Annotated in this window: 11 protein-coding genes; all 11 read right to left on the bottom strand. The window is 32.9% G+C overall.

Features of this window, described 5'->3' with window-relative positions; genetic code table 11:
- Positions 1-62: 62 nt before the first annotated feature.
- A complete protein-coding gene (locus Q4Q39_RS11680) occupies positions 63-275 on the bottom strand; it encodes a hypothetical protein (RefSeq protein ID WP_303282664.1) in 213 nt (70 codons plus the stop codon).
- 120 nt (positions 276-395) lie between these two features.
- A complete protein-coding gene (locus Q4Q39_RS11685) occupies positions 396-914 on the bottom strand; it encodes a sigma-70 family RNA polymerase sigma factor (RefSeq protein ID WP_303282665.1) in 519 nt (172 codons plus the stop codon).
- A 64-nt stretch (positions 915-978) separates the two neighbouring features.
- Positions 979-2,100, bottom strand: coding sequence for a glycoside hydrolase family 5 protein (locus tag Q4Q39_RS11690; protein ID WP_303282666.1), 1,122 nt, complete (start codon positions 2,098-2,100; stop codon positions 979-981).
- A 397-nt stretch (positions 2,101-2,497) separates the two neighbouring features.
- Positions 2,498-6,655: a hybrid sensor histidine kinase/response regulator gene (locus tag Q4Q39_RS11695; protein ID WP_303282667.1), complete on the bottom strand. Its 4,158-nt coding sequence runs from the start codon at positions 6,653-6,655 to the stop codon at positions 2,498-2,500.
- A gap of 339 nt (positions 6,656-6,994) precedes the next feature.
- Positions 6,995-7,630: a GntR family transcriptional regulator gene (locus Q4Q39_RS11700; protein WP_303282668.1), complete on the bottom strand. Its 636-nt coding sequence runs from the start codon at positions 7,628-7,630 to the stop codon at positions 6,995-6,997.
- Between the two features lie 205 nt (positions 7,631-7,835).
- Positions 7,836-10,676 (bottom strand): Kelch repeat-containing protein, encoded by a 2,841-nt coding sequence (locus tag Q4Q39_RS11705; protein WP_303282669.1) that lies wholly within the window; start codon positions 10,674-10,676, stop codon positions 7,836-7,838.
- Positions 10,677-10,719: 43 nt separating this feature from the next.
- Positions 10,720-11,145: a GlcG/HbpS family heme-binding protein gene (locus Q4Q39_RS11710; protein WP_303282670.1), complete on the bottom strand. Its 426-nt coding sequence runs from the start codon at positions 11,143-11,145 to the stop codon at positions 10,720-10,722.
- 2 nt (positions 11,146-11,147) lie between these two features.
- Positions 11,148-12,107 (bottom strand): sugar phosphate isomerase/epimerase family protein, encoded by a 960-nt coding sequence (locus tag Q4Q39_RS11715; protein WP_303282671.1) that lies wholly within the window; start codon positions 12,105-12,107, stop codon positions 11,148-11,150.
- 25 nt (positions 12,108-12,132) lie between these two features.
- A complete protein-coding gene (locus Q4Q39_RS11720; RefSeq protein WP_303282672.1) occupies positions 12,133-12,693 on the bottom strand; it encodes a D-lyxose/D-mannose family sugar isomerase in 561 nt (186 codons plus the stop codon).
- Between the two features lie 15 nt (positions 12,694-12,708).
- Positions 12,709-13,977, bottom strand: coding sequence for an MFS transporter (locus tag Q4Q39_RS11725; protein ID WP_303282673.1), 1,269 nt, complete (start codon positions 13,975-13,977; stop codon positions 12,709-12,711).
- Positions 13,970-14,605 (bottom strand): GntR family transcriptional regulator, encoded by a 636-nt coding sequence (locus Q4Q39_RS11730; protein ID WP_303282674.1) that lies wholly within the window; start codon positions 14,603-14,605, stop codon positions 13,970-13,972. The genes Q4Q39_RS11725 and Q4Q39_RS11730 overlap by 8 nt, the downstream gene beginning before the upstream one ends.
- Between the last annotated feature and the right edge of the window lie 452 nt (positions 14,606-15,057).

The raw sequence follows: 15,057 nt of genomic DNA on the forward strand, positions 1-15,057 counted from the left end.
TTTTTTATTTCATTCGAGCATATTTTTTGATTTTTAGTTAATTAGTTTGTACTTAGTTGTCTTTATTCTAGTTTTTGCTTCACACTTTTCCATGCAAATTTGGCATCTAATTCAATTATTTCTGAAATATCTTTTCCTCTACTTTTTAAAGCTTCAAGACGATAGAACATAAATTCATTTGTATACGACTCATTCATCCAGTTTCTAAAATACGCTTCTTCTTTTCCCGTTAAGTTATAATCTAGTTTTCTTATAATCAGTTTTACTATGTCCATTATATGACGCTACAAAAGCTATTTACAATTAAGACCCATAAAAACATAAAACGGGTAGCGCCAAAATGAGGAAATCACAATAAAAAACTTAAAAAAATATAAATCACTCAATCATAAGTGTTAAAAATACGTGTTTAATAATGTAATCCTTAATATTTTAAAAGACTTCTTTAAATGGAATTTTACTGTATTTATTGATATTCCTAAGGCTTCTGCTGCATTTTGATATTTTGCTCCTTCAAATACACATAATTCGAAAACTCGCTTACTTTGTTCAGGTAATATATTTAATGCGTCATTTATTTTAGCTTTGTTTTCAAAGTCAATTAAAAATTCTTCATGAGAAGGCGATAAAGCGGCCAAACTATAATCTTTAATCTGCTCAGTTTTTTTTGTACGCTGAACCTTTTTCAGGCTTGTATTGCGAACTGCCATACTGATATAGCTTTTTAGATCTAAAATCTCAGTAGTCTTTTTTCTGTTTAAAATTTTCACAAACACATCCTGAACCATATCCTCTGCTTCAGACATATCTTCCATATAACTATAGGACAGTAAACACCATTCTTTATAATGTTTCATAAACATAGCCTCTACCTGAGGTTGTTGACTAATTTGCAAAATATTATGATTCAACATACTTTAGTTACTTATCTTTTTTACCAAACTACCCCAACCTTATTGGTATAGGATTTTATTTAAATTACTTTTTAACCACAACAGATATAAGCGGTTTATTTTCTGTACCATCTGGGTAAATCAATCCAAAATTGTCACTTTTATAATTCCAATTGGCATACCCTATATCTGTTTCTTCAAAAAGTTTAATCATATCTTCATACCAAAGAAGCGTTTCTTTTTTTGGTGCATTGGAAATAATCCCGAACTCTCCGCAATACAATGGCAAGCCTAAGGCTTTAGCCTTATTAATAGGTTTTTGCCACATCTCAAGTAATATTTCTTTACTAAACTCCACATCAACCCATTTTTCAACTTCTACTTTAATATCCTCTGGAAGTGTTTCAAATTCTTGCTGAGTTAAAATCACACCTGGATAGTGTGCAGGTCCTTTATATGCTTTTAAGCTTGTCCATTCTGCTGCGTAATGGGTTAATAGAAAGGGCTTGTAAAAATGAAAACTTAAAAGAATGTTTTTATCATTAGCCGGCACTCTCAATGCATCGAAGGTTTCTACTGATTGCCAGCTATTAGACCCTATAACAATGGTACGTTCTCTTTCTAATTCGCGAATGGCAGTGAAAGCTCTGGCTAATAAACTATTCCAAGATTCATGATCATCTGCAACGGCTTCGTTCATTAGTTCATAGGCTACTAAACTATTTGGAAACTTTTTTAGTGATTTTGAAAGATCTCTCCATAGATCAAAAAATTTCTCTTGCTCTGCCGGATCTGTCCATAAAGGTTTTTCTTTTGCATTAAAATGATGTGATCTTAAAATGTGTAAATCAACAATAACCTTAAGATTGTTTTCAGCACACCAATTAATACTGTTTTCCATTAATTGAAATGCAGGTTCATATCTATTTCCATTGTCATCCCACATTTGTTCTTCATCAATTGGTAATCTAATATGATCGAACCCCATACTGGCAATTCTTTCAACATCTTTCTTTGTAAAGAATTGTTCTCTTTCTACTCCTCTTCTATCACTTTGCGACAACCAATGCGCTACATTGGTACCGCTTTTAACTTCGAACTTTTCAAAAACAACTGTTTTTTTTGAACATCCATTAATGATTCCAACTGTTACTAACAATACTAATACAACTGCTTTAAATGATATTATTTTAACTCCTAATCGCATATATTAAGTTTCTCAAATATTTATAAATACCATAACTAACAAAAACATTAAAACCCCAATTAAAAGGATTTCGAAGATTAGTTTTTTGTCTATTTTTTTCTGACTCATACACTATTGATAACACTCAAATTTAACATTACTTTAAGAGGTTGGTTATCACATAGAATGCATATAATGAAAGAATTGTAGCGTTTACAATGTTTTGAATATGCATGCAACATTTCTGTTATTTCATGCAACATTTGTACGTTTATAGCAATTCTGTTTTAGTGAATTTGCATCTTTATTGATACATTGAAACAAGAATATGTATGCAAGCAATCACCTCTAATTAGCATTGAGGTGCTTGGTTAGGTTATAAAAATAGCATGGGAAGAAATTCTTTGATTATCTGTTATTATTTTGTCTCTATGTCTGTTGGTAAAACCCCAAAATGAGCTTTAAAACATTTAGAAAAGTATGAAGGGGAAGCAAATCCGACACTATAACATGTTTCACTTATGTTTATGCTGCCTTTTTCAAGAATTTGTTTTGCTCGCTCAAGCCGTATTCTTCTTATAAATTCATTAACAGTTTGACCTGTCAACGCTTTAACTTTTCTATAAAGTTGACTTCTACTTAAATTTAAATGAGCTGCTAGTTCTTCTACGCCTAAATTTGAATCGCCTATATTATCATTAATATAGTTTAGTAATTTCTGTATAAATTCTTTATCGATTGAGCTTGTATTTGCATTGTCTTCGGCTCCACTAATTGCACTAAAGTATTTATCGAAAATAAGTTGTCTGCTTTTTATTAACTGGGTTAAACGAAGCTTTAAAAGCTTAAGATCAAAAGGCTTTACCATGTATGCATCTGCGCCATTTTCTATACCTTCAATTCTATTTTCAATAGTCGCTTTAGCTGTAAGCATTAATAAAGGGATATGACTTGTTGAAGTATCTGTTTTAATAATTTTACAAAACTCAAAACCACTCATTTCTGGCATAATAACATCAGTAATTATAACATCAGGAAACGATTCTCTGGCAATTTTAATACCTGCCTTGCCATTGCTTGCCAATAAAACTTTGTATTGATTACTTAGTTCTTGCTTCAAATAATCTCTTAACTCTACATTATCTTCAACAATAAGTATGGTATATGTTTTATGAACCTGAATGCTTTCATCTAATTGCTCACTTATCTCGGCTGTTGGTATTGTTAAGAAATCTTCTTTTTTCTCATGCAATGCCTTTTCGTTTAAGATGATCTCATTTTCATTAAAATGAGTATTGCCAGATGCTAATAATATTTTAAACGTTGTGCCTTCATCAATTTTACTTTTAACATTAATAACCCCTTTATGTAGTTTTACAAAGTTTTGAACCACTTCTAGTCCTATTCCAGTACCACCGAAATAAGTTTTATTCTGACCTTCAACCTGATAAAAACGTTCAAATATTTTTGATACTTGATCTTCTTCTAATCCAGGGCCTGTATCTGAGATTATTATTTCAACTGTTTTCACAGGGTTCACTTCATCAATTAGAGGTAATATGTCCAATTGGTCTGTAGATAGAAGCTCTATTGTGATAGTGCCACCAGCTGGAGTGGCTTTAATAGCGTTAGATAATAAATTAAAAATTATTTTTTCAAGCATTTTTCTATCCGCCCAAACTGTTATATCGGACATGTCTGCATCTACACTTAATAAAATATTTTTTCTATAGGCTTCTTCTTGGAAATAACCAACAATGTTTTCTGAGAATTCAATTAAATTTAGCTTTTCTGCTCTTACATTCATTTTTCTTAATTCGAGCTTTCTTAAATCCATTAACTCATTGATTAGCCTGTAGAGTCTATCTGTGTTTTTATAAATAATAGCATGCTTATTTTTAATTTTTTGAGGTAAATTGAGTTCTGTGTTGCTAATTATATCTTTAAGTGGGTTTAAAATTAGCGTAAGAGGGGTTCTAAATTCATGTGAAATATTTGTAAAAAACTGAATCTTCTTTTTGTGTAATTCATCATTTTGATGCTGCTGTAAACGTTCATTTCTAATTAATTCCTTTTCTTTAATTCTACTCTGCGTTAACTGATTTAATAGATAAATACCGTAAAGAAATAATAATAAATATGAAAAAATAGCCCAATTTGTTCGCCACCAAGGCGGGTGTACTGTAATTTTTAATTCCAGTGGGTTTTCATTCCAAACACCATCATTATTGGCTGCTTTTAACTTGAAAATATAATCACCTGCATCTAAATTAGTGTAGGTAGCACTTCTTTTTTGACCTACATAGTTCCAGGTTGTTTCGTAACCTTCTAGATAATATGCGTAATTATTCTTTTCTGGTCGGGTATAATTAACCCCAGAATATTCAATGGTAAAAACAGATTGTTTATGTGTTAAACTAATACTATCTGTTTCTGAAATAACTTTATTGAGAGGAGATTTTTCAACTCTTGGAATCACTTTTTCATTAAACAGTTTGAAACCTGTAAGATATAGTGATGGAGGACTATTATTTATTTTGATTTGCTTCGGATTAAAGTAGTCTACACCTTTAAAATTCCCAAAATATAGCAGGCCATTGCTCGCTTTTAATACGGAACCAAAATTAAAATCATTTGATAACAAACCGTCATTAATGGTATAGTTAGTGAAATTGCCCTCCTTTAAATCAATTTTTGTTAGCCCAGAGTTTCCACTTACCCATAAATCACCATAACCATCTTCTGTTATAGACGAAACATTTTCTTCATTAAAACCTACAAATTTATTATACCAAATAAATTTATCTTTTATTTTATCATATTTACAAATCCCTGCTCCTCTGGTACCAATCCATATATTGTTATTGGAATCTTCATAAATTGAAAGGATATGGTTGGCATCAGAAGAATTCTTATATTCTTCTGTCATTTTATTACCTAACACTGTAATATTAAATAACTCGTTACTTAATTTATAGACTTTAAACAAACCATTTGTAGTTCCTACCCAAATAACATCTTCTGAATCAACTAAAACTTTTCTAATATCTTTGGTAAATAGGCCATTTTTTATAAAAACTTCTGAGTTGTGTTTTTTAAATGTTTTAGTTTCGGGGTTATAGGAATGAAGTCCTTCAGCAAATGTACCTATCCAAATGGTTCCACTGGAATCTTCCGACAAGCTAATGATTTTATTCGACTGCAATGCTCCAGCCGTATTTTCTACATTATAATTAATGAATTTTTTTTCTCCTTTATTTAAAATAAAAACACCACTATCCCAACTGCCTGCCCAAATATTTTCTTGAGAATCAACAAACAGTGTTTTAATATAATCTGATGTCAATCCGGAATACATTGATTTATCCTGACTATTTATATGTGTCATTATAGCCGTTTTTGGATTATAAACATCAATGCCTCCTCCATCGGTAGCAATCCAGATATTTTTAGAACTGCCCTCAATCATCCCCATAACAGAACTTATTCTTAACGAGTTATCATTAGTAGGTAAACTCTCAATATTTAAGAACTTATCGTAGAGTTTATCACTAACAGCGACACCACTATTAAAATACCCCATCCAAATTCTTTTGTTATTATCTATAAATAAAGACCAGATTGAATTGTGTAAAATACTGTTTTCTTCTGTTTTACTTGAAACATAATTTTTAATAACCTCTCCATTATCTTCAATATGGAAAAGACCATCATTCTCGGTACCAACTATCAAAGTATTATCTGATAATTCAACAATGTCCATTATTTTTTTGGTTGAAAACTTTAACGCTTTAACCTCAATAATACTATTGTTTACATCATTACTTAAAGTACATTTAAAAAGTCCTTTATTAATCTGAAAACCTACCCATAAGTTGTTTTTGGAATCTATAAATAGTGTTTCTATATTGGTATCAATGGATTTATTATCTTTAAAAAACAGTCTGCTATGGATAAGTTTATTATTAACTAAATCAACTTCTTTGAGTCCAAAATTTGTACCTACAAATGTTTTTCCTTGTTTAGAATGTTGTATACTGTTAATATATAACTGCGAATCGTTTTCGAACGTTGAGTTTAAAACTTTTTCAAGGCTAAACGTATTTAGGTTAAGCTTAAATAAGCCCAAACCGTGTGTTCCTATTAATAAATTATTTGAAGAATCTTCTTCTAACGACAGAATAAATTCGCGATTAAGATTCGTAGTATCTAAAGTAATTCTTTTGAACTTATCTAAATCTCTATCATAAAGATTTAGCCCGTTTTCTGTACCAACCCAGAGTCTGTTTTTACTATCTAAATAAGAACATTCAATTCTACTACTGCTTAATGATGTTGTATCTCGTAATCTATGTTTATAGACTGTATAATCTATACCGTCAAATTTGTACAATCCGGTTCCACTAGTACCAATCCATATAAAACCATAATGGTCTTGGATAATATTTGTAACGCCTGTTTTTGCTATTCCGTCTTTTATATTAACAAAACGAAATTCCTGATTAGGCTCTTGCGACACCATATATAATGGCAGAAGTAAGATATAATAAGCAAAAAAATAAAATATTTTTTTCATGTAAGCATCACTCTTTCTATTTAACTATGTTAGGATGACAGTTTTTAGGTTTTATGGTCATGTTGTCTCATTCACTTAATGAACTCATTTAGACTTTGACAAGTCGTTTTCTTTACAGATTTACTACTTTTATTTAGACAGTTTATAAAACTTCACCCACATTCATCACTGGATACAATCAAAGATAATTATTAATAAACCTCATTTTATTTGTTTGTCTAAAACCCAAAACAAAACTGGTCTTTCAATACAAAAAATCAAAATGGGGCCAAACAAAAAGATTATGTTTAAAGTAAAAAGAGGGGCTTAATACCGTGTTAATTGGGTAATCAATCTTTCCTATTCGCTTATTTTTTTTAATATTAGTTGTTTAGTCTTATTCAAATGTTCTTTAGCTAAGGATTCTGCTAGATCTGCATCTCGTTTCTCTATAGCTTCAATAATTGCTAGGTGTTCTGGGAGTGTTTCATTTGGTAATCTTATTAAACCAATCAAATCAATACATACCAGTAAATTTCCCTGTTGAAAAAGCCTGTGTAAAAAACCATTCCCACTTCCTTCCATGATCATGTTATGAAATTTTGCATCGGCATGTTGGTATGTTGTATTATCGATATCTCCATCTAAAAAAGGAGAGAATAAATCTCTAAGTCTCTTTATTTCATATGGTCTAGCATGATTTGTAAACAATCTAACAGCAGTACCTTCTAAAGCCATTCTACAATCAAATATTTCCACGATTTCTACATCTGAAAATTCTTTTACTATAACACCTTTTCTCGGTAAAGACACTATTAAACCTTCTCCTTCCAGCATTTGCAATGCCGATCTTAAAGGTGTCCTACTGATTCCTAAAGTTTCAGCTAATTTATCCTGAACTATCTTTTGACCAGGAGCCAATTCTTTAGACATAATCATGGCTCTTACTTTATTATAAGCTTGAGCACTTAATTCATTATTGAAAATTTTATTCATTTATAATTATTTTTTGTATACAGTATATGTAAATGGTATACAATTTATAATGATACAAAAAATATTTATATTTAAAAACACCAGATATGCCTTATCTTTAATTGACTTGCTTCTCCCTATACACACCTTAAAAACAATATCATTTTACTATTATTTAGCCATTGAAAGCGTTTATTAGGATGAACAAATATTAAGTTCCTTTAATTTATTTTTTAGCTTGTTTGCTATTTTTTTTTACAAGACATACCCAATCTTGTTTATTAGAACTCATTTTTTTTGTTGGAGGGTTACCCAACTCGCTTACTGTTCCACCCTTGATTGTTTCAATAGATCCTGTTTGTAACTCACCTACTTCTAAGGGGTCAAACCATTGAATACTAAATACTCCTTCTGCATGAGTTAAATCAATGGTATTAATTCCAATTTTTGGCAAGTATACGGCATAGATTTCATCTGTTTTTCGAAGACAATAAGCGCCTTTTGAATTAATAAGATTATGTTCTGGCTGCATGTCCCAATACGGTAAATTATTTTGAACAAATGTCATAGCATGATGGGTTAATGTCCAAAGTCTATCACGCTGCCTCCAGTCTTCGGAAGTTAAATCGTTATGAGGATGCTTTGCTCCAAAATACCATTCAACGCCTGCACCTCCAGATAATAGTGTTCCCCATAACGCATAGTGTCTTATGGTATCATGATTTGGGTCTTCGTTATCTGGTAATACGGCAGTATGCCACATCCCTATTTCATCCATCGTAATTAACCAATCATGCCCTTTTTCTTTAGATTTTTCCCTCCATCTTTCAATCACTTCTGCAGTGTGCTCTCTTTTTTCTTGTTGAAGAGATAAACCGTCTATATACTTATAACCAACAATAGAATCTAAAATATCGCTACGTAAAGGATCGTGAGAATGTGTATGTAAAAGTACGGGGTGCTTATATGGGTCTGCTTCTTTAATAAATTTTGCCATGTCTTTTCGCTGTCGATCATTTTGACCAATTGGTGACCAATCTGCTGGACCGTTTTCTTCTCCTAAATTCCAATTTAATGCTAAATGATGACCAAAACGAGCCATTAATTCTCTAAAGTATAGCTGTCTTAATACACCGGTATCTCCATTATCCAGCATAGTTTCATTTTCAGTTTCCTGAAGTACCATATGTAACAAAATACCTTTTGACTGCATGTGTTGAAATACAATCTCCCACTGATCTAATTTACTTACATCAAAACGAGTAAAGTCTTCTGGGTTTACAAAAGGCCAAACATCCTTGCCATCACCCAGAATATTCATAGTCAAAAAATAAGATGAGTTCATCCCCTTATCAGACAGGTAATTATATGCTCCAATTAATGACTTTCCTTTTCCGTTTTTCCAAGTAGGATCTCCAGCTTTCCAATCTTTTAAATGTGCTTCAAAAGCATGTATTTCACCTGTAACGCTAGCTTCTCCTTCTCTACTCTGCGCTTGCATACGATACGTACCATCAAAATCTACATAACCTAATATATTTTCTGGACTATTTGCTCCTCCTTTTAGCCAATACTTATCTGAGTTTTGGAATTTATAATAGCCATTTGAAACTTCAAGACGACCATTCGCTCTAAAGTCAACACCATCTTTATCGGATGCTATTACTGAAAAACGACCTTCTTTATTCGTAATAGCCACAGGTTCTGCTTGTTTCAAATCACCTTTTAGAGCAATACTATCTTTATGATATAAAATTGCTGAGTAACTCCAATCACCTTTTAAGTCTGGAGTGAATTTCACTTTCCATATATTTCCTTTATCAGCCCCTGTCTCTGAAGCATTTCCATCAGCGGCATAAAAACCACGAATGGTATATTGTTTTTCAGCATGCTTAAATACGACATCTAAACGATAGTTTAAGAATGGATTGTCCAGATTCATTTCTGAAGTCTCTGGTCCTTCAAAAGGTAATGTAACGGTATGCCATTGTTTGTAAACTGGTGTAGGGTCTACAATATCATCGCTTTTATCATCAACATCTGTTGGTAATTTTAAACGTTCTATAGTCGTAAGTTCTGGTCCGCCTCCGCGATTACCACTACCAGATGCGGTGTAAACATAATCACCTACAATAGCAAACCCAGAACCATGACGGCCTTGATTTAGAGATGGCCAATGTCTCCATGTTCTAGTTTGGCTATTATAGGCTTCTACTTCATTGTGAGCCATTTCATGAGCTACACTTTCTCCTCCTCCTATAATTATTTCATTATTCCATGCAAAAGCCGAGTTACCCGCTCTTTCTGTTGGTAATTTTAAATTTTCGGTAACTGCTTCCCATGTGTTACTTTCAAAATTATAAACATTCCCATAACTACTAGTCAATGCCATATCCTGATCTGTTTTCTTAGAAGTTCTTCGACCAGCAAAGGCATATAATTTATTATTAGCTACCACGGCCTGAAAATGATCTCGTGCATCTGGAGCATCTGGTAAAACAAGCCAGTCTCCAGTCTCAGGATCGTAAGCATCAAACCAGGGTTTATAGCCATCTATGTGACCATTTGTAATGCCTCCTACCAAATAAACTTTATTATTATGATAGACTGCTCCTGCACCTCCTCTACGCCTATCTTCTGGTATTTGATGACTGTATTCATAGCGATCTTCTTCTGGATAATAAATAATGACTTTATCAAGCGGTTTTTCATTTGGCCATTTCCCAGTCATTGCTCCAATTAAATAAACAGCATCCCCTACAACAACTGGTTGAAAATGATGTAATTCTATAGGTGTTGTCGATTTTGCTGTCCAAGTATTTGTTTTAGTATCAAACACATCTGTTGGATTTACCCTTCGTCCCCCTATTAATAAAATCTTATCCTTATAAGCTACTAAACCTGCTTCATGTCTAGCCGTTGGAGCTCCTTTTGCCGTAACGGTTTCCCATTTCCAATTGTCTTTGCAACTTTGCAATAAAACAACGCTTATTACAGCCAGTAAAATGTATTGTAAACCAAACCCATGTTTCATAATGTTTAATGCTTTGTATATTAAATGAATCACTTTTATTTATTAAAATGATGTGTTTAATGTTCTTTATAAAGGCCTACCAAACCTTATTTTCTAACGCTTCTAAAACAACAACTTCATCCATTTCTGCATCCATCGTACCTGCTACGGCAATAGCACCTAATAATTCGTCTTTATACCATATGGGATATCCACCTTTTAAAGGAATATAGGATTCATGTGTAGCACTATCTAAAACCAACATGGGGGTTCTACCTTCAAGCACTACTTTTTCAATAGCTTTAGTGGGTCTTTTAAACGCTACTGCTGTTGCAGCTTTTCCTATAGCTATTTTAGAAGCACTACTCATGGTATTATCCAGACTTTCCAATAGAAGCAGGTTTCCTCCTTCATCGACAATAGCTATGGCTCCAGGGACATTATGATGATTTGCAGATTTAACAGCCTCGTTCATAAGTGATTTAGCATCACTATTAGTCATTTTAAATGTTGCTTTTGGCATCGTTATAGTCTATAAATTTCTTTTCTTACTAACGTCATTAAATCCATGTGTTTTTCTTCATGCATCATGCGTCTGTATTTATTTCTGTCTAGATTTTCTACAATATTCCAAATGGCTTTGTTCATTTCTGCATGCTCTCTGAAAAAACCAAGCATGTCAAAAATACGTGGAGACGCATCCGCAGTAAAATACTTGTCGTATCCAAATTCTTTAGCGTAAAAGAAGAATTCTACGGTATGTAAAAAGTTTCTTGACCCTCCTATTAAATCCCAATCAAACTGCCAATCATTATCATTTGTGTGCAAGTAGTAATCAATATTAGATTGCTCACACATGGCAAGTACTTCTGCAGGGTTTTCTTTAGCTAAAAGAGAGTGTCCAAAATCTATAGTGATTCCTGTAGCTGCATTTTGAACTTCTTTTAAGAATACAATTGTTTTGGCACAACTATCTAAAAAACAGTTAACTCTAGTTTCATTGATTTTGTACTCAACAAACAAAGGCATTTCTGGTTTGTAATCTGCTGCTTCTGAAAAAGCATCAATCATATACTTCCACCCTTTTTGATAATCTACCTGAAATAGATTATCGTAGCCATCTGATAAAGGACAGCATGTCACTAAAGGTGCTCCAACTGCTATGGCATAATCTTTAGCATCTTTAATCATTTGCACTGCATCGTTTCTCAAAAGTTCCTTTGGTCTTGATAATGCGCCGGGTACCCATTTAGTTTCTTTCTTAATATTTGCATTCACAGCTGCAAACTCCAGCCCCATGTCTCCCATTAACTCTTTTGTTGCAGCAGCTTCTTCTGTTTCATAAGGAAACACAATTTCTACACCCGTTACACCGTCTATTTTTTGAACAATTTCTAATCGTTCTTTTAATCCGGTTGGCTCTTGATATTCTGAAAACCTATCTTGTGTTTTACTTAAAAATGCTGTAATTATACTCTGTTTCATCTATTTTGATTCTTTATTTGATATTTTAATAGTCACTACTCGGTGCGCCTTCAACAATTGTACCTCTAACTATATTGGGGTCGGTAAATTGGTCATTTAAATCGGTTACTGTTGTTGAAAATGAATACATAACGGCTCCTTTTTTGCCCGCTTGAAACCAATGTTTCGTTCCAGCTGGAAGTTCTAATTGATCTCCAGGATTCATTACGACTTCGTTTCGCATGGTATAACAATCTTCTTTACCGTCTACAATGAAACCATGCTTCATAGTATCTTCTCCAGGAATATAGAAGTATAGCTCACCGCTAATAGCTCTTATAACTTCTTCTTTTCCTGCATCGTCTCCTACTGTTGGATGCCAATGTTCTGGTTCTGTTTGATTTGGTAATAACACCAATATTTTCCCAGCGATTCTTCCTGTTTGGAACATGGTTAATATTTGAACACCTTCTTTTTTTATATGGTTTAGTCCAAAATCTGCCGCTGTCATTTTCTCTTTATCTTCTGGAGTTAATAACAACCCAGCTTCTTCGATCATTTCGATTGATTTCTGGCAGACTTCTTTAAATTCTTCAAATTTTATCATTCTTTATTCCATTTTTTATTTTGTTAATTGTAATGCTTTTTCTGGTTTAATAGATAACCAAATAGGAATTGCTATTAAATTTAATGCTGCTGCTAAAAAGAAAAAGGGCGTATGTGACCCTGCAAAAGCCATCATATATGGAAATGCTAAGGCTGTAAAAAAAGATCCTAGATTACCAGCCATATTCATGGTTCCGCTAACAGTTCCTGAATGTTCTTTTCCTACATCTAAACATGTAGACCATGAAGGACTTAATGTCATATCGGCTCCAAAAACGGCTAAGGATATAAAAATAACGGCTCCAGTTACTTCGTTCATATACACACTGGCTATAATACCTATAGTAGCAAGCGTAAATCCTATAATTGCAGGCAATTTTCTAGATAATCCCCACTTATTCCTCTTATAAACAAAATCAACCATCCAGCCAGAAAACCAATTACCTAAGGCTCCAAAAATAAAGGGGGCCGAAGAATAAAAACCTGCTTCAACAACATCTAGATTGTACTTTGTTTTTAGGTATGGAAACAACCATGTAAGACAAAAGAAGAAAGTAAAATTGCTACAGAAATATTGTATCATAAGCAACCACATGGTACGTGAACCGAACATTTTCTTAAAAGAAATAGTTTTTTTCTCTTGAGCTTTTTCTTGTATTCCTGCTTCTATAGTCTTAAGTTCTCCAACCGATATTGATTTATGGTTTTTAGGATTATCTCTATACCACCAAAACCAAATCAAAGCCCATAGAATGCCTACTCCTCCAAGTATTACAAAACTCATTCTCCAACCTGCAAGATCAATTAACCAAGCGACTATCGGTAATGCGATAGCGGCTCCTATTCGTCCACCAGAAAAATTAATACCATGAACCAATCCTCTTTCTTTTACTGGTACCCATTTAAAAATAGCACGTGCCATACCAGGAAAGGCTCCTGCTTCTCCTACTCCAAAAAGAAACCGCACAATTAATAAGGCAAAGAAATTATACACTGCTCCTGTTAGAGCAGTAAATACAGACCAAATACTAACTACAACTGTTAGCACTTTTCTAGCGCCATATTTATCTGCTAAGTATCCTGAAGGTGTTTGAAAAAGCGCATAGCCTAGTGCAAAAATAGACAGTACCCATCCCATTTCTTTATCAGATAGTGATAAGTCTGTTGCTACGGGATCCTTGGCGACAGAAATTAAAATTCTATCAAAAAGCACTATCATCGATAAAATAAATGTACCAAAAACCATTCGGTACCTAACAGGGAAAAAGGTGCTTTTTTTATTCATTTATTTTTTTTAAAATTAATTGCTTCGTCTTATTTAAATGCTTCTTAGCTAGTGATTCTGCCAAATCAGCATTTCTTTTTTCTATAGCCTCAATAATAGCTATATGTTCAGAGAGTGTTTCTTTTGGTAATCTTAATAAGCCAATCAAATCCATACATACCAATAAATTTCCTTGCTGAAAAAGTCTATTTAAGAAACCATTTCCGCAGCCTTCCATAATCATGTTATGAAATTTTGCATCGGTATTTTTATATGCTGAATGATCGATATCTCCATCTAAAAAAGGTGAGAATAAATCTCTAAGTTTCTTTATTTCATCTGGTCTAGCATGATTTGTGAACAATCTAACTGCAGTTCCTTCTAAAGCCATTCTACAATCGAATATTTCAACGATCTCTATATCTGAAAACTCTTTTACTATGACACCTTTTCTCGGTATAGACTCTATTAAGCCTTCTCCTTCCAGCATTTGTAATGCAGACCTTAAAGGTGTTCTACTAATCCCTAAAGTTTCGGCAAGTTTATCCTGAACTATCTTTTGTCCAGGAGCTAATTCTTTAGACATGATCATGGCTCTTACCTCATTATAAGCTTGTGCACTTAATTCGTTATTGAAAATTTTATTCATACAAATTGCATTTCGTATACGGTATTCATTTTATGTATACGGTATACAATAATATAAAAAATAAATGAACCTTCCTAAATAATTTATTAAATGGACAAAATGTAATTAGAGTTAAATACGGATTTAAGTTAATATATTAGGCTGTGATGTCAGGAACGCAGCGAAGAATCTTTGGATAAATTTCTAGAGATTCTTCAGTCGTTCCTCCTTCTGAATGACATCCGATAACGTCATTTCATACGCTTGATAAATTTTTTTTCTAAGGTCTCAATGTGACAAAAAGGGAACAAATTTCCTTAACTTAATGACATTGGCCTGCCGGCAGGCATGGAATCTCATTATTTTGGAATTTGTGATGAGATTTCTCTCTGTGTTCGAAATGACAATCGGCACGCAAAAAAGTTTATAGAAACTAAAGTAACTGCAATGAAATTGCAGGGTTTTAACCTTTA

This window comes from Flavivirga amylovorans, assembly GCF_030540875.1.
Taxonomy (GTDB): domain Bacteria; phylum Bacteroidota; class Bacteroidia; order Flavobacteriales; family Flavobacteriaceae; genus Flavivirga; species Flavivirga amylovorans.